Genomic DNA, 17,199 nt, shown 5'->3' on the forward strand with positions numbered 1-17,199 from the left:
GGCAATCGCTCGGCGCCTCCGAGAGTCCTGATGCACACTAACCTGCGGAAGACCGCATTCGCATCAGGCCCAAGGGTGCAACGGGCACCTGGCGTTCCGCACGCCCTCTCACAAGGGGGCGGGAATGCAAGCGACGACGGCGCCCCCGCGCCGCAAACAATGGGGGCGATGACGCATGTCTGAAGCGCAGTGGCTGTTTGACATTCACATCAGCAACGACGCACGGGTGCCAGAAGTCTCCCTCCCTCAAGCATTGCGTAGCAATGCGCAGTGGGGAGGGTCGGCCGATAGGCCGGGGTGGGGTCCCTCCCCATGCGAGGACAGCCTTCGTGGCACCACCCCACCCGTCTCGACCGCTCCGCGGTCGATCCACCCTCCCCACAGCGCGGCTACGCCGCTTGAGGGAGGGAGAAGAAAGAGCGCCCCGTCATATTCAACACGCACTTTCCGATCCGGCCATGACCGTCATGAAATTCAACGGCTCCACCTTCTACGCCACGTTTCTCCGGTCGATCTCGCTATGGACATCGAACGGCTCTGGCCGGCCCACCGCATAGCCCTGCGCAAAGTCCACGCCGATCTCCGTGAGCGCCGTGATGATCTCGGCGCTCTCGACGAATTCGGCCACCGTCCGCTTGCCCATGATCTTGCCGATATGGCTGATCATCTCGACCATGGCGCGGTCGATCGGATCGGTGAGCATATCCTTGACGAAGGAGCCATCGATCTTGAGATAGTCCACGGGCAGGTGCTTGAGATAGGCGAAGGACGACATGCCGCTGCCAAAATCGTCCAGCGAGAAGCGGCAACCGATCTGCTGCAGCGCCTGGATGAATTTATTGGCGTCGGCGAGATTGGCGATGGCGCTTGTCTCGGTGATCTCGAAGCAGATGATGGTCGGCGGCATCCGATAGATGCGGAACTGCTCGCGGACATAGTCCAGAAAGCTTTCATCCTTGAATGTCGCTCCGGACAGATTGATGGCGCAGGTCGAGACCGGCGTCGCACCTTCGACCAATCGCGCGGCGAGAATGATGAACGCATTCCTGACCACCCAGCGATCGGTCAGCGTCATCAAACCATAACGTTCTGCCGCAGGAATGAAATGGCCGGGCGCAACCAGTTGCCCCGCCTCGTCGCGCAGCCGCAACAACAGTTCGACATGCAGAGTGCCATCCTCGCGCTCGCTGAGCGGAATGATCTTCTGGGCATAGAGACAGAAGCGATCCTGTTCCAGCGCATCGTGAATGCGCTGTACCCAGTTCATTTCGCCGAACCGCTGCAGCAATTCGGAATCGCTGGGCTGATGCAGTGTAACGCGATTGCGGCCTTTCTCCTTGGCCATGTAACAAGCTGCATCGGCCGCGCGTAGCGCCTCTTCCAGCGTCACCTCGGGCTGCGCGATACAGACGAGGCCGATACTGACGGTGACGTTGAACGAACGTCCGTTCCAGACGAAGTTCAGCTCTTCGACCGTCCGCCGCAATCGCTCGGCGGTCGCCGCCGCACGATCCGGCTCGCAGCGTTCCAGCAGCACAGCGAATTCATCGCCGCCGAGGCGGGCCAACAGATTGTCCGGGCGCAGATGTTTTTTCAGTATGCCCGAGACCTGCCGCAGCAGATGATCGCCGGCAGCATGGCCACAGGTGTCGTTGACGATCTTGAATTGATCGAGATCGAGGAACATCAGTGCATGCGGCCGCGCATCGGCGTCGATCCGCGGCAATGCGTATTGGACCCGACGCTCGAATTCGCGGCGGTTCGCCAGCCCCGTCAGTGCATCATGCGAGGCCTGGAACGCGAGACGTGAGATGTATTTCTGCTCACGCTCCTTCTCGATCTTCAGCGCCGTCTCGAAGCGCTGACGCTGGATCAGCAGATTACGTGTCCGCCAGATGCCGAGCAGGATCAACAGCGCCGCGGTGAACACATTGGCGACCAGCAGAATGCCTTGAATGGCGCGGGAGCCGATGCCGAGGCGTCGGGAGAACTCCACTGCCAGCGGCGAGGTCTGTTCATTGATCTGGTCGATTTGCGCCTTCAGGGCTGCAAGGCGCATCGATCCCACCTTGCCATCGGTGACGCTAGCGTGAATGGCGTCGGCCGTATCGACCAAATTCTGGATCACGGGATCGGTGGCGTGCCAGGTCTCGATGGCTCGGGCGAGATAGACGACCTTGCTGAAATTGCGAAACAGCGAGATCATGCCGGGGATGTCCGCGGCATCGTTGCCGCCCTGCAGGAATCCGTCATAGGCAGCCCGCAGATCCGACACCGGCTGTTCGAGCGCGCGACGCGCGATGAGATCGCCGAGCGGCACGGCGATGCTCGCCTGATAGCGACGATAATATTTGTCGTCGCCGGTCTCGGCATAGAGGCTGAGCGAATGCACCGCCTCCATCTGCCCCTTCGACCATCGGCTTTCGCCGGTGACATAGGCGCGGACCGACGACAGGATGTGGATGCTGGTGCCGGCGAGAAATGCCTGCAGCAAGACGATGGCAACGAACGGCCACACCGAACGCAAGAGATGGGGTACGCGCCTTGGATATTTCGATTCACTCATCGCGTACGAACCCACCCCAGACGCGAGCGCAACTGCGGAGTCCGACGATGGAATATGCGCACCTTCTCCGCAGAATGCCGCGGCCTCCACCGATAGCAGCCGCGACTTAACGCGCATTTCAATTCCGCGGCGTCAGGCGGTGTCGATGAAACGACATGAATCGAATGTGAAGAAAGCGATCCATAATTCTGATCGGTAGCTTTGTTAGGGGACGACCGCACCAGCGATGCCCCCCTATCGGAACCTGACCTGACCGGCTAGGTTATCGTCTCATCATACCAGCGCACCCTGCGCTTGCGGACCATTTGCATGACGACACTTCTTCTGAGCCATCCGGCCTCGCTCGATCACCTCACCCCGCCCGGCCATCCTGAACGCCCCGACCGTATGCGCGCGGTGGCGCAGGCACTCAGCGAAGACCGCTTCAACGCGCTGGTGCGGGGCGAAGCGCCGGAGGGCAATCTCGACGTCGTCAGCCTCTGTCATGACAATCATTACATCGATGAATTGCGCCATGTCGCGCCGAGCAGCGGCCTCGTCTATCTCGACGGCGACACGTCGATGTCCCCCGGCACCTGGGAAGCGGTGATGCGCGGCGTCGGCGGCGCAATCGCGGCGACCGACGCCGTGATGAAAGGCGAGCACAGCAATGCGTTCGTCGCGACCCGCCCGCCCGGCCATCATGCCGAACACAACAAGCCGATGGGCTTCTGCTTCTTCGATCAGGCCGCGATTGCAGCGCGGTATGCGCAGCGCACCTACGGCATTACCCGCGCGGCTGTCGTGGATTTCGATGTCCACCATGGCAATGGCACGCAGGACATTTTCTGGGCCGACCCCACCGTGATGTATTGCTCGACACATCAGATGCCGCTGTTTCCCGGTACCGGTGCATCCCAGGAGCGCGGCGAGCACGACACGGTCGTCAATGCACCGCTGCATGACGGCGACGGCAGTGCAAAATTCCGCTCTGCTTTCGACAATCTCATCCTGCCGCAATTGCAGAAATTCGCACCGGAACTGCTGATCATCTCCGCCGGCTTCGATGCGCATCGCCGCGATCCGCTCGCATCGCTCAATCTCGACGCCGAGGATTTCGGCTGGGTGACGCGCAAGCTGATGGATCTCGCCGACAGCACCGCCGGTGGCCGCATTGTCTCGGTACTCGAGGGTGGTTATGATCTGCAGGGCTTGAAAGAATCGGCTGCGGCCCATGTTTCTGCGCTGATGGGAGCATCGCGCTGAAAGGGGCGCAGGTCGCAAAACCTACCCGCCACAATACGCCCTCAAACATATCTTTGACTCCGTCCTTCCAAAACGCGCGCACGGGAAACCGAATGGCCGAGAACACTCACGCTGACGTCAAGAAACTGACCTTTGAGACCGCGATCGAAGAACTGGAATCGATCGTGAAGCGCCTCGAAGACGGCAAGGTGCCGCTGGAAGAGTCGGTCGCCATCTATGAGCGCGGCGAGGCGCTGAAGCGGCGTTGCGACGAGTTGCTGCGTCAGGCCGAAGCCCGCGTGGACAAGATCACCACGGATTCCACCGGCAAAGCGATCGGCACCGAACCGCTGGACGTCCAGTAGGAAATCGCGCGGGCTGAGACCTCGCACCACCCCGCGGCCGAATTAGCGCTTGGCGCATGGCGCGGCCTGTTTATAGTCCGCCGTCAGTCCGGGGAACCAGCGTGCGCGTCCAGCACCGTCATGTCATCTATGTGCAGGGATACGATCCGCGGGGACTCTCGCAGTATTACCGCATGTTTCGGACCGAACTGCGCAAGTTCGGCCGCCTTTATGGCCTGACCACCTCCGTCAGCCGGCCGAAAGGTCATACGGACGGCGAATTCGCGCATGAATCCGCCTCCTGGCGCATCGAAACCTCCGGCGACGGCTGGCAGACCACGACCGATTACGATTTCCTGCGCTGGGAAGACATGATCCAGCGCGATCTGGCCGTGCCGATCTGGCGCACGCTGATCCACGCCATCGCCATCTATTGGGGCCTCGTCTTCTCCGGCACGATGGGCCGGTTCTGGAAGGCGCATTGGCGCTTCGCCACCTTCATCAGTTGGCCTCACGTCCTGCTGCTCAACGGAGCGATCTGGTCGGCGGGCATCGCCTGGCTGTTCGCGCTAGGGCTGCAGGCGCTTGGAATACACGGATTTCTGGTGGCCTGCGGCGCTGCGGCGGTGTTTGTGGCCGTCATCGGCTCGCTGCTGAAATACACCGAAAAGCACACCTATCTGCTCTATCTGATGGCCGACACGATCTTCACCTGGCAGTTTTCCCACGGCAACCGGCCGGACTGGGATGCCCGGATCGACCGCTTCGCGCAGCATCTGGTCCAGGTCGCCAAGTCTACCAAGGCGCAGGAAATCGTGCTGGTCGGTCACAGCTCCGGCTCGTTCCTTGGCTCCGAAATCCTCGCCCGCGCGCTGAAACTCGATCCGGAACTCGGTAGCTACGGCCCTCGCGTCGTGCTGCTGACGCTCGGCGGCAATATGCCGATCGTCGGCTTCCATAGAGTCGCGCAAGGCTTTCGCGACAATTTGCGGCTGCTGGCCGTGGAGCCTTCCATCGACTGGATCGACTGCCAGTCCCGCAAGGACGTGATGAACTTCTTTCCGTTCGATCCCATCGCCGGTCACGGGATCGACGCTGGCCCGGCCCGGCGGAATCCAACCATCGTCCCCGTCCGGTTCCGCGAAATCATCCGCCCGGAACATTACAACCGGTTCCGCTGGAAGTTCTTCCGGGTGCACTTCCAGTTCGTCATGGCCAATGAGCGGCCGCATGCCTACGATTTCTTCATGATCGTTTGCGGGCCTGTGCCTCTCAGGGGGCGTGTCAGTCAGCCGGCCACAACTTTGGCGTTGGTGGACGGCACCCCCACTACCCGCGAAAACGCATGGAAAAAGCTCGATTTGGGCGCGAAGAGCCCTACCCACACGGGTTCCCATGAGACGGAACCGGTCGCCCGGCGCATCGGCTAGGCACACCGCGCGAATGTCCATAGCGCCTTTGTGCTGCCACCCCCGCAGGCACAGCGGTTGGCTTTGGCCATCGCTTTGGTGTAAAGGGACTAGGACTATGCGCTGACGAGCAGGCTGAAACGCCGGCCGTTAACGTAGATAAGCGCTTCATTCATCTGGCAAAAATGATCAGATGAAGTCGCCGCCAAGCATGTTAGATATCACACTGAAAAATCGAAGCCCATTATAAGGCCTCGAAACAGGCTTCCCGGTTCTGGAGGCTGCGGTTGTCCGGTGGGCGCGCGGAAACGCGACGGCCCCGAAGCCAGACGCAGTCCCGGACATGTAAAATTGGAATAGTGCCGTGACCGATTTTAGTAAGACACCGTTGCTCGATACCATCAAGACTCCGGAAGATCTCCGGAAGCTGAAGATCGAGCGGGTTCGTCAGGTTGCCGACGAGCTTCGTCAGGAAACCATCGATGCGGTGTCCGTCACCGGCGGCCACTTCGGCGCCGGTCTCGGCGTTGTCGAACTGACCACCGCCCTCCACTACGTCTTCGATACGCCGCGCGACCGCATCATCTGGGACGTCGGCCATCAGGCCTATCCGCACAAGATCCTCACCGGCCGCCGCGACCGTATCCGTACGCTCCGCACCGCCGGTGGTCTGTCCGGCTTTACCAAGCGCAGCGAGAGCGAATACGATCCGTTCGGCGCCGCGCATTCCTCGACCTCGATCTCCGCTGGCCTCGGCATGGCGGTCGCTCGCGACCTGTCCGGCGGCAAGAACAACGTTATCGCCGTGATCGGTGACGGTTCGATGTCGGCAGGCATGGCTTATGAAGCCATGAACAACGCAGGCGCGATGAATTCCCGCCTCATCGTCATCCTCAACGACAACGACATGTCGATCGCGCCGCCCGTCGGCGCCATGTCGGCCTATCTGTCGCGCATGTATTCGGGCAAGACCTATCGCTCGCTGCGCGATGCCGCCAAGCAGCTCGGCAAACATCTGCCGAAGCTGATCGCCGATCGTGCCGAGCGCGTCGAAGAATATTCGCGCGGTTTCATGGTCAATGGCGGCACGCTGTTTGAAGAGCTCGGCTTCTACTATGTCGGCCCGATTGACGGTCACAACCTCGATCACCTGCTGCCCGTACTGCAGAACGTCCGCGACATGGAGACCGGCCCGATCCTGCTTCACGTCGTGACCCAGAAGGGCAAGGGCTACGGTCCGGCCGAAGCCGCCGCTGACAAATATCATGCGGTCGTCAAATTCGACGTCGCGACCGGCACGCAGTCGAAGTCCAAGCCCAACGCCCCGGCCTATCAGAACGTGTTCGGCCAGAGCCTCGTCAAGGAAGCCGAGAAGGACGACAAGATCGTCGCCATCACCGCGGCCATGCCGTCGGGTACAGGCGTCGATATCTTCAACAAGGCGTTCCCGAACCGCACCTTCGACGTCGGCATCGCCGAGCAGCATGCGGTGACCTTTGCCGCGGGTCTTGCGACCGAAGGCTACAAGCCGTTCTGCGCCATCTACTCGACCTTCCTGCAGCGCGGCTACGACCAGATCGTCCACGACGTGGCGATCCAGAATCTGCCCGTGCGCTTCGCCATCGATCGCGCCGGACTGGTCGGTGCGGATGGTGCGACCCATGCGGGCTCATTCGACAATGCCTATCTCGGCTGTCTGCCGAACATGGTCATCATGGCCGCCTCCGACGAAGCCGAACTGGTGCACATGGTCGCGACCCAGGTCGCCATCAACGATTCACCGAGCGCCCTGCGCTACCCGCGCGGCGAAGGCCGCGGCGTCGAGATGCCTGAAGTCGGCATCCCCCTGGAAATCGGCAAGGGCCGCATCGTCCGCGAAGGCAGCAAGGTTGCTCTTCTGTCGTTCGGCACGCGCCTCGCCGAATGTGAGAAGGCCGCCGACGAACTCGCCGCCCACGGCCTGTCGACCACGATTGCCGACGCGCGCTTCATGAAGCCGCTCGACACTGACATGATCCTCAAGCTCGCCCGCGATCACGAGATCCTTCTGACCGTCGAAGAAGGTTCGATTGGTGGATTCGGCTCGCATGTGATGCAGCTGCTCGCCGACAACGGCATGCTCGACGGCGGTCTGCGCATGCGTTCGCTGGTGCTGCCCGACATGTTCCAGGATCACGACACGCCGGCAGCGATGTATGCCCAGGCGGGTCTGGACTCCAAGGGGATCGTCAAGAAGGTGTTCGAGACCCTCGGCAAGGATTTCAAGGCCGAGACCGTCAAGCTCGCTTGATCTGAACGCGACATCGCGTTTGCAATTGCGAAGAGAATACAACGAGGCAATTCGGCAGGAACCGCCGGATTGCCTCGTTCTCGTCTGAATTGGCTCGTCAATGTCGGCGCGGCTCACCATGAGACGGGGACTTCATGAATATCTATCTCGCAGGCCCCGACGTGTTCCTGCCCAATGCCGCCGAGATCGGCCGGCAGAAGGTCGCGCTCTGCAAGCGCTACGGCGCGCACGGGTTCTTCCCGCTCGATAACGCCATCGACATCAATGCCGGCGACGCCTCGCGCCAGATCTTCCACGGCAACGAAGCGATGATGAACCACTGCGACATTATCATCGCCAATCTCACGCCGTTTCGCGGCCCCAGCGCCGATGCCGGCACCGTGTTCGAGCTTGGCTATATGGCGGGTCACGGCAAGCTCTGCTTCGGCTATTGCAACGACCCGACGCTCTATCTCGACCGCGTACGCCGCATGACCGAGGTCACCGATCGGGACGGACATCTGGTGGATGCGGATGGGCTCACCGTCGAAAATTTCGGCCTCGCCGACAATCTGATGATGATCCACGCGCTCGATCTCTATGGCGCGCCCATGATCGTCCCCCGCGAAGCATCCAATGATCTCTGGCAGGATCTGACGAGCTTCGAAGCCTGTTTGAAACTTGCTGCATCGTACTGACCATGACGAAATCTCAGAACACTGCTGCCGCGCCGCGCAAACGCGCCGATACACTTCTCGTCGACCGCGGAATTTTCGAAAGCCGCGCGCGTGCGCAAGCCGCCATCGAAGCGGGGCTTGTGAAGGCCAACGGCAAAGCGGTCGCTAAAGCGTCAGAACCGCTGCTGCTCGACGCCGCGATCGAGGCTGAACCGGCGCATCCCTGGGTCTCGCGCGGCGGCGTCAAGCTGGCCGGCGCGCTCGAGCTATATCCGATCGAGATCGAGGACCACGTCTGCCTCGACGTCGGCGCCTCCACCGGCGGTTTTACAGAAGTGCTGCTCGCCAACGGCGCCAGCATGGTGTTCTCCATCGATGTCGGGCACAGCCAGCTTCATCCATCGCTGCACGGCCATCCGAAAATCATCTCGATGGAAGAAACGGATATCCGCAGCTATGAAAACAAGCGCCTGCCGGCGCGTCCAGACGTCGTGGTAATCGATGTCAGCTTCATTTCGCTCAAGGCGGTGCTGCCTGTCGCGCTGTCACTCGCGGCGGCGCCGATGAGCCTGCTGGCGCTGATCAAGCCGCAATTCGAGGCCGACCGGAAGCAATCCAAGCGCGGCATCATCAAGAACGCTGCCGTGCATCAGGCCATCTGCGACGACATCACGGATTTTGCCAGGACACTCGGCTGCACCGATATCGAGGTCTTCCCGTCGTCGATCACAGGCGGCGATGGCAATATCGAGTTCTTCATGGGTGCCCGGCGTGGCTGAACACCTGACCATCGATCATGTCGGCCAGCGCGGCGACGGCGTCAGCCTCACCAGTGGCGCGTCGCTGTTCGTGCCCTACACGCTGGCGCATGAGATCGTCGAGACGGAACGCGACGACGAACATCCGGAGCGTCGACGATTGCTGCAGATCGACACCGCCAGCCCGGAACGAATCGATCCGTTCTGCACCTACTTCACGCGCTGCGGCGGCTGCGCCATCCAGCATTGGCAACCCGATCCCTATCAGGCCTGGAAGCGCCAGATCGTGATCGACACGCTGGCGCAGGCGAAGATCACTTGCCCGGTCGATCCGATCGTCGATGCCCATGGCGCCGGCCGCCGCCGCGTGACGTTGCATGCCCGGCGTGGCAGCGATGGCGGACTGCGTGTCGGCTTCGCGGCATCGGCGAGCCACGCCATTATCGCCATCGACGCGTGCCCGATCCTGGATCCAGCGCTGGATGGTGCGCTCGATGCCGCGCGCGCGCTGGCCGAGGTGTTGAAGCCGGTCAGCAAGCCGCTGGACATTCAGGTGACAGCGGCCAGCAACGGACTCGATATCGACGTCCGCGGCACCGGGCCATTGCCGACCGCGATCATCACAGCGCTGTCGCGCATCGCTGAAGCGCACAAACTCGCGCGCCTCACACGGCATGGCGAACTCGTGCTGATGCGCGTGCCGCCGGTCGTCACGATGGGCAGCGCACAGGTCACATTACCACCCGGCTCGTTCCTGCAGGCCACGGCGGCCGGTGAAGAGACATTGGCGGCGCTTGTGCTCCAGCTCTGCAAAGGCGCGAAAAACATCGCCGATCTGTTCTGCGGTATCGGTCCCTTTGCGCTCCGGCTTGCAGCCAAATCCAAGGTCACCGCCCTCGACAGCGATGGTGGCGCGATTACATCGCTGCAACAGGCCATTAAGGACACCAAGGGCCTGAAGCCCATCAAGGCAGAGATGCGCGACCTGTTTCGCCGTCCACTGGTGCCGCAGGAATTGCGCGACTTCGACGCTGTCGTGTTCGATCCGCCGCGCCAGGGCGCGCAGGCACAAGTCGAACGGCTCGCGGCAAGCAAGATCCCCGTCGTCGTCGCCGTGTCGTGCAACGTCCAGACCTTCGCACGCGATGCAAAGATCCTGATCGATGGCGGCTACGAGCTCGACCGCGTCACACCCGTGGACCAGTTCCGGCATACGCCCCATATCGAATTGGTGGCCCGCTTCAAACGCTAGTTGTCTTTTCACGGTGCTTGCGCTGGAGTGCACTCACGCTGCCGCACAAGTGCAGCATGGAGGCGACGTGACACCCATCGATCCCAACATTCTGCCGGCTGGAATTCGCTCGCGCTTTGTCGAGGACATCAACGGTTTGCGCGTCCATGTGCTGGAGGCCGGCTTCGAAACCTCGGGCCGGCCCTGCATCCTGCTGGTGCACGGCTTTCCCGAACTGGCCATCAGCTGGCGCAAAGTAATGCCGCAGCTTGCCGCTGCCGGCTATCACGTGATTGCGCCCGACCAGCGCGGCTATGGCCGCACCACTGGTTGGAGCGCAGACTATGATGGCGATCTGCGTCCCTTCAATCTGCTCAACCTCGTGCGCGATGCGGTCGGGCTGGTCGCAGCCTTCGGCTATCGCCATGTCGATGCGGTGGTCGGACATGACTATGGCAGCTCGGTCGCAGCCTGGTGCGCGCTGGTGCGGCCGGATGTCTTCAGATCCGTCGTGCTGATGAGCGCCCCTTTCGCCGGGCCTCCGCCGCTGCCATTCGGCACCGCCGATCAGCCGGCCTCGCCAAAGGCGGAAGATCCCGTGCATCGCGACCTCGCCGCACTGCCGCGGCCGCGTATCCATTATCAGTGGTACTACGCCACACGTGATGCCAACGCTCATATGCAACACGCACCGCAAGGCATGCATGATTTCCTGCGCGCCTATTATCATCACAAGAGCGCGGACTGGCCGGGCAATACACCCACTCCATTGCAGGGCTGGACGGCGAATGAACTTGCGAAACTGCCGACCTATTATGTGATGGACCGCGATCAGACAATGGCCGAGACCGTCGCTGCAGAGATGCCAACGCCTGAACAGATCGCATCATGCAAATGGTTGCCGGACAATGAACTGGCCTTCTATGCCGGTGAGTATGCCCGCACCGGATTCCAGGGCGGATTGCAGTGGTATCGCTGCAATACGACGGGCGCGTTCAATGCCGACTACGAGACGTTTGCCGGTCGCACTATCGACGTCCCTTCAGCTTTCATCTCCGGCAAGCAGGACTGGGGCATCTATCAGCGTCCCGGCGCCATCGAGACGATGCAAAACAGCGCCTGCACGAATATGCGCGCGGTGCACCTGATCGACGGCGCAGGCCATTGGGTGCAGCAGGAACAACCACAAGAGGTCAGCCGCTTGCTGCTCGAGTTCCTGAAAGATAACGGTCCACGCTCATAGTCCCTGCGATCAGGTCAGGCCAGCATCAGCCGACTGGCCTCCTCCATGCTGACATCGCGCTCACCGAGCAGATGCGCGACGATCTGTTTCTGCGTTTCGCTTTCGATCACAGCAAACGGATCGGGCGTCATCAGGCGATGATCGATGACGAGGCGCGACAGCAGCAGGCGCCGGGCGTCGCCGCGCCGGGCGTGGATGCGGTGCGCCTCCCAGGTGAGTGCCACGGCACTGGCCACATGATACAGTGAACTCGTTGCGCGGCGGGCATCACCTTCATTGTCCGAACGCGCGGCCACCTCACGGGCAAACCCGATGGCTTTGCCGGCCAGACCGCGCAAACGATCCCGCCATGCCTGCGGCACGCTCGGGGAATCATCCAGCCGCGCATGCAAGTCGGCAGCAAGCGCAGCCTCGGCACCGTGCCGACCCACCGCACGCGTCAGCGCATCGAGCGAAACGATATTGCCGGTGCCTTCCCAGATCGAGCCGAGATGCGCATCGCGCAGCAGCCGCGCGGTGGCGAATTCCTCGATATAGCCGACACCGCCACGTATCTCCATCGCGTCGCCGCAGACCTTGCGCGCGTCACGCGTCGCACGGAATTTCAGCGTCGGCGTCAGGATCCGTAGCAGTGCTGCAGCATCCTGACTGCCGGCTTCGGCACGGTCCAGCGCATCCGCGGTGAGAAAGCTCATCGACAACGCCTGCTCGGTCGCCACCATGATCTTCATCAACTGCCGCCGCGCCAGCGGCATGTCGATGATGCGCTGGCCGAACACGACACGGCCGCGCGCGACTGCCATCGCATCGTGCCAGGCGCGGCGCATCAGCGAGGTCGACTTCACGCCATTCGACAGGCGCGACGAATTCACCATCTCGGCCATCTGCACGAAGCCGCGATCGAGCTTGCCGACGGCATAAGCGATAGCGCCCTCAAGCTTGATCTCACCTGATGCCATCGACCGCGTGCCGAGCTTGTCCTTCAGGCGCACGATCCGGTAGTGATTGGGCGTGCCGTCATCGAGCGTCCGCGGCATCAGGAACAGGCCGACACCCTTGGTGCCCCCGACCGCGCCTTCCGGTCGCGCCAGCAGCATCACGACTTTCGCATCGGCATTGGAGCAGAACCACTTCTCACCATACAACCGCCAGTGATCGCCCTCCTGCACAGCTGATGTCGTCAGCTTGCCGACATCGGAACCGCCCTCCTTCTCGGTCATGAACTGGCCGCCCTGGGTCAGCTTGCTCATGTCAGTCTGCGTCAGCCCATCGAGATATTTCGCCTTGAGCGCATCATCGCCGTAATTCGACAGCAGCTTCGCAGCACCATCGGTGACATTGATTGGACACCCCATGCCGAACTCGGCCTGATTGAACAGGAACGTAAAGGCGTGCTTGGCTGTCACCGGATAGGTCGAGGGCCAGCCCATGATGCCCTTGCGGTGCGACAGCGCATGGATCCCGAACTCGCCGAAGGCTGCGTTCTCAAGTTCGCGATAGGCCGGGTGATATTCTACCCACTGGACGTCCTGGCCGAACTTGTCGCGCTGATGCAGCACTGGTCCATGCTTGTCGGCCATCCGCCCGGCTTCATCGAGCCGCCCACCGACAAGACCGCCCAGCCGATCGAGATGCGGCTCGATATGGTTGAACAGATCCTCCGGCAGATGAATACGCAGCAGATCGGTCAGTGCCGGATCGGCCCGGTAGAAATTCATGCCGGACGTGTCGGGTGCGATCAGATTGGCGGCGATCTGGGCGTGGGCGTTCATGACGGCCTCTTGTGTTTGGCAGTTGCGTTTCCATCTTCATCATGCGCCTGCCGCGCCAGCGAATAAAGTGCCCCAGCCGGAGATTTGATCCATGGAAATTCCGCATTACGAAACCGCTTTGATCGTCGGCGTCGGTGAGGGCATCAGCGCATCGCTGGCGAGGCTGCTGTCCAAACAGGGCATCCGCGTCGCACTCGCCGCCCGCAATCCCGGCAAGCTGGATGCGCTGTGCCAGGAGACCGGCGCCAAGGCCTTTGCCTGCGACGCAACCCAGGCCGCGGATGTCGCCAAATTGTTTGCAGATGTCGAACGCCAGATCGGCGCGCCCGATATCGTCGTTTACAATGCCAGCCAGCGCGCCCGCGGACCTTTCATCGAGCTCGCACCTCCCGATGTTGCACAATCCATCGCCGTTAGCGCCTTCGGCGGATTTCTGGTCGCACAACAGGCATTGCAGCGCATGTTGCCCAACAAGCACGGCGCCATCCTGTTCACCGGTGCCTCCGCGAGTATCAAAGGCTTCGCACAATCGGCCCCCTTCGCCATGGGCAAGTTCGCTTTGCGCGGCATGGCGCAATCCCTGGCACGGGAATTCGCGCCGCAGGGCATTCACATCGCCCACTTTGTCATCGATGGCGGTATTCGCAGTTCAGTCCGCGTTGAGCCAGCGGACAGGCCGGACTCGATGCTCGACCCCGATGCCATCGCCATGAATTACTGGAACGTGCTACAGCAGCCGCGCAGTGCCTGGAGTTCGGAGCTCGAAATCCGTCCATGGGTCGAAAAATTCTGACGCGAGAACGGGGCGAGATACATGAGTGAAGCCGTAAAGGTCATCGACACCGGCACCAGTGAACTGCTGTGTGAGATCCGCGAGCGCGTTGCCGTCATCACCCTGAACCGGCCGGAAGCGCGCAACTCGCTGTCGGACCATCTCACGCCCGCATTGCGCACAATGATCCGCACCTGCGGCGAAAACCCCGATGTCGGCGCGCTACTGATTACCGGCGCCGGCACCGCCTTCTGCTCCGGCGGCGACGTGAAGGGCATGGGCGCCCATCGCAAGCAGACCGTGCTGGAGATGTCGTTCGACGAGCGTATCGCCGATCTGCAGGAGCGTCAGCGTCTGCTGACCGGCGCCCTTATTGCCGTACGCAAGCCCACCATTGCCGCCCTGCCCGGCCCCGCGGCCGGCGCCGGTCTTGCCATCGCCATGGCCTGCGATATCCGCATCGCCGCGCAATCGGCTTTCGTCTCGACAGGCTATCTGCGCGTTGGTCTCAGCGGCGATTACGGAATCGCCTGGCTGCTGACGCGCCTCGTCGGCACGGCCCGCGCGCGCGAGCTGATGTTCACGGCCGACAAAGTCGAGGCAAGCCGTGCCGAAGCCATCGGGCTGTTCAACCGCGTGGTGCCGGATGACAGGCTGCAGGACGAAGCCTTCGCCATGGCCCGTGGCATGGCCCAGGGACCGACGCTGGCGCTGCGCTACATGAAGGACAATCTCGACGAAGCGCTCGCATTCGATTTCACCACCGCGAGGGATCATGAAGCGGAGAGGCTGATCCGCACGACCATGACGGCAGATCACCGCGAGGCGGTGCAAGCCTTCATCGAGAAGCGCAAGCCAAACTTCAAGGGCAACTAGGGGAATAGCTCTCCCACGTCGTTGCCGGGCTTGACCCGGCAATCCACCTGTCGGAACGGTGCGCATGCGGTCAAGATGGATACGCGGGTCAAGCCCGCGTATGACGACTGAGAGCAAAGCGCATGAAACTTCAACCCACCATTTTGGCGAAATCGACAAACGCCCGCAATGCCGCCGGCAATTGTCGGCGGCTTGGATAATACATGAAGAAGCCGGGATAGGCCGGGCACCAGTCAGCGAGGACTCGCACAAGCTTGCGCTTGGCGATCAGCTCCTCGACCTGGCCTTCGAACACGTAAGCCAGTCCGGCTCCGTCCAGCGCAGCGTCCACCATCAGGTCCTGATCGTTCAAAGTGAGCGCACCCGCGACGTCGATCTCGACCTCGAGGCCGCCGCGCTCGAATTCCCAGCGATACAGCGCGCCGCCCCAGAATCGATAGCGGATACACGGCAGATCTTTTAGCTCGTGCGGCGTCTGCGGTGGCTTGTGCTGCTTGAAGAAGCCGGGTGACGCAACGACGGCCGATCGCTGCCGCGGGCCGATCGGCACCGCGATCATGTCCGCCGCAACGGTTTCGCCGAAGCGGATGCCCGCATCGAAACCGGCAGAGACCATGTCGACAAGACCGTCATTCACGGCAATCTCGACATTGATCTCCGGATAGGCTTTCAGGAATCGCGTGACGATCGGCAGCAGCACGAGTTGTGCGGATTGCCGGGCGGCATTGAAGCGCAACGTCCCCGCCGGCTTGCCGCGAAAATGATTGAGGTCCTCCAGCGCATCATTGATGTCCCGGAATGCCGGACTGACCCGCGCGAACAACCGCTCACCCGCCTCCGTCAGCGCGACACTGCGGGTGGTGCGATTGACCAGCCGGACATCAAGACGCTCCTCGATGCCGCGCAAGGCGTGGCTCAGCGCGGAGGCGGACACGCCAAGTTCAACGGCGGCATTGCGAAAGCTGCGATGCCGGGCAATCGCCAGAAAGGTCGCGAGGTCAGCCGGGCCGATCAAGCTCATTATTGAATCCAGCTCATGAACACATGGAATAAATAGAGGATTATTTCAGTTCTGGCGAGCCGCTAAGTGTTGCCCATCAGCCCTGCACTAACGCGGGGCCAACACAGGAGAGACCACCATGCGTGTCTGGTTCATCACAGGAGCATCCCGCGGTTTCGGCGCCCTCATCGCGGCAGAAGCCTTGGCCCAGGGCGATGCCGTCGTGGCAACGGCCCGCGATCCCAATGCTGTCACTGCACGTCTCGGCACCCATGAGCGCCTGCTGGCGACGCGGCTCGATGTCACCAGCGAGACCGAGGCCCATGAGGCCGCAGGTCAGGCCGTGAAGAAATTCGGCCGCATCGATGTGCTGGTCAACAATGCCGGTTATGGCCTGCTCGGCGCGATCGAGGAAGCCAGTGCCAAGGAAGTCGAACGCCTCTATGCCACCAACGTGTTCGGCCTGCTCGGCGTCACCCGTGCCGTGCTGCCGCATATGCGCCGGCAGGGCTCGGGTCACATTATGAACATTTCATCCGTCGGCGGATATGCCGGCTTCCCGGGCTGGGGCGTCTATGGCTCGACCAAGTTCGCGGTCGAAGGCATCAGTGAAGCACTGGCCGCCGAAGTCGCGCCGCTCGGCATCCATGTCACCGTGGTCGAACCCGGCTTCTTCCGCACCGACTTTCTGGACGATAACTCGCTGGTGCGTACCGCACTGGAGATCGGCGACTATCACGCCACCGTCGGCAAGACCCGCAACCACGCCGCCGACGTCAATCACGCGCAGCCCGGCGATCCCAGCAAGCTGGCGAAGGCCTTCATGCAGCTTGCGGCTGCCAAGACTCCTCCGACCCGTCTGCCGCTCGGCAGCGACACGGTTGCGCGGATTGAGAGCAAGCATGCTTTTGTCGAAAAGGAACTGGCTGCGTGGCGCGACGTGGCCACATCGACAGACTTCGCGAAAGGGACGGCATAGGCGCCGTCTTCAGGACACGCAGATGCGACGAAGCAATCCTGAGCTAGAGAGGGATTGAATTGCTTCGTCGCATCATACC

General features: G+C 62.1%; 14 protein-coding genes. 11 read left to right on the plus strand and 3 right to left on the minus strand.

The features are described 5' to 3' along the window. Window positions 1-490: 490 nt before the first annotated feature. Window positions 491-2,566: a putative bifunctional diguanylate cyclase/phosphodiesterase gene (locus SFY93_RS28080; protein ID WP_320445404.1), complete on the minus strand. Its 2,076-nt coding sequence runs from the start codon at window positions 2,564-2,566 to the stop codon at window positions 491-493. Window positions 2,567-2,875: 309 nt separating this feature from the next. Here SFY93_RS28080 and SFY93_RS28085 point away from each other — a divergent pair, with 309 nt between their 5' ends. From SFY93_RS28085 to SFY93_RS28120, 8 genes are all read left to right on the plus strand, one after another. Continuing rightward, window positions 2,876-3,811 carry a histone deacetylase family protein gene (locus SFY93_RS28085; RefSeq protein WP_089265990.1) on the plus strand — a complete coding sequence of 312 codons (936 nt, stop codon included), beginning with the start codon at window positions 2,876-2,878 and terminating at the stop codon, window positions 3,809-3,811. A gap of 92 nt (window positions 3,812-3,903) precedes the next feature. Next, window positions 3,904-4,155 carry an exodeoxyribonuclease VII small subunit gene (locus SFY93_RS28090; RefSeq protein ID WP_320445405.1) on the plus strand — a complete coding sequence of 84 codons (252 nt, stop codon included), beginning with the start codon at window positions 3,904-3,906 and terminating at the stop codon, window positions 4,153-4,155. A 101-nt stretch (window positions 4,156-4,256) separates the two neighbouring features. Continuing rightward, complete coding sequence (locus SFY93_RS28095) at window positions 4,257-5,564, plus strand: alpha/beta hydrolase (RefSeq protein WP_320445406.1); 1,308 nt, start codon at window positions 4,257-4,259, stop codon at window positions 5,562-5,564. A 343-nt stretch (window positions 5,565-5,907) separates the two neighbouring features. Beyond that, window positions 5,908-7,833: a 1-deoxy-D-xylulose-5-phosphate synthase gene (dxs, locus tag SFY93_RS28100; RefSeq protein WP_089265987.1), complete on the plus strand. Its 1,926-nt coding sequence runs from the start codon at window positions 5,908-5,910 to the stop codon at window positions 7,831-7,833. Between the two features lie 134 nt (window positions 7,834-7,967). Beyond that, window positions 7,968-8,510: a nucleoside 2-deoxyribosyltransferase gene (locus SFY93_RS28105; protein ID WP_320445407.1), complete on the plus strand. Its 543-nt coding sequence runs from the start codon at window positions 7,968-7,970 to the stop codon at window positions 8,508-8,510. A 2-nt stretch (window positions 8,511-8,512) separates the two neighbouring features. After that, entirely contained in the window at window positions 8,513-9,268 is a 756-nt protein-coding gene (locus SFY93_RS28110; RefSeq protein WP_093757044.1) for a TlyA family RNA methyltransferase, read from the plus strand. Continuing rightward, window positions 9,261-10,499 carry a class I SAM-dependent RNA methyltransferase gene (locus tag SFY93_RS28115; RefSeq protein WP_320445408.1) on the plus strand — a complete coding sequence of 413 codons (1,239 nt, stop codon included), beginning with the start codon at window positions 9,261-9,263 and terminating at the stop codon, window positions 10,497-10,499. Before SFY93_RS28110 ends, SFY93_RS28115 begins: the two co-directional genes overlap by 8 nt. A 76-nt stretch (window positions 10,500-10,575) precedes the next feature. After that, window positions 10,576-11,721, plus strand: coding sequence for an alpha/beta hydrolase (locus SFY93_RS28120; protein WP_320447873.1), 1,146 nt, complete (start codon window positions 10,576-10,578; stop codon window positions 11,719-11,721). A gap of 14 nt (window positions 11,722-11,735) precedes the next feature. Here the strand turns inward: SFY93_RS28120 and SFY93_RS28125 are convergent, their stop codons facing one another. Next, window positions 11,736-13,493, minus strand: a complete 1,758-nt coding sequence (locus SFY93_RS28125; RefSeq protein WP_320445409.1) for an acyl-CoA dehydrogenase family protein — start codon at window positions 13,491-13,493, stop codon at window positions 11,736-11,738. Between the two features lie 91 nt (window positions 13,494-13,584). On the opposite strand from SFY93_RS28125, the gene SFY93_RS28130 reads away from it, so the two are divergent. Beyond that, entirely contained in the window at window positions 13,585-14,286 is a 702-nt protein-coding gene (locus SFY93_RS28130; RefSeq protein WP_320445410.1) for an SDR family NAD(P)-dependent oxidoreductase, read from the plus strand. Between the two features lie 21 nt (window positions 14,287-14,307). Further along, entirely contained in the window at window positions 14,308-15,141 is an 834-nt protein-coding gene (locus tag SFY93_RS28135) for an enoyl-CoA hydratase-related protein (protein ID WP_320445411.1), read from the plus strand. 130 nt (window positions 15,142-15,271) lie between these two features. Here the strand turns inward: SFY93_RS28135 and SFY93_RS28140 are convergent, their stop codons facing one another. Next, window positions 15,272-16,162, minus strand: coding sequence for a LysR family transcriptional regulator (locus SFY93_RS28140; RefSeq protein WP_320445412.1), 891 nt, complete (start codon window positions 16,160-16,162; stop codon window positions 15,272-15,274). Window positions 16,163-16,280: 118 nt separating this feature from the next. Here SFY93_RS28140 and SFY93_RS28145 point away from each other — a divergent pair, with 118 nt between their 5' ends. Next, window positions 16,281-17,120 (plus strand): oxidoreductase, encoded by an 840-nt coding sequence (locus tag SFY93_RS28145; protein ID WP_320445413.1) that lies wholly within the window; start codon window positions 16,281-16,283, stop codon window positions 17,118-17,120. Window positions 17,121-17,199: the final 79 nt, after the last annotated feature.

This window comes from Tardiphaga sp. 42S5 (assembly GCF_034044155.1).
Lineage (GTDB): Bacteria > Pseudomonadota > Alphaproteobacteria > Rhizobiales > Xanthobacteraceae > Tardiphaga > Tardiphaga robiniae.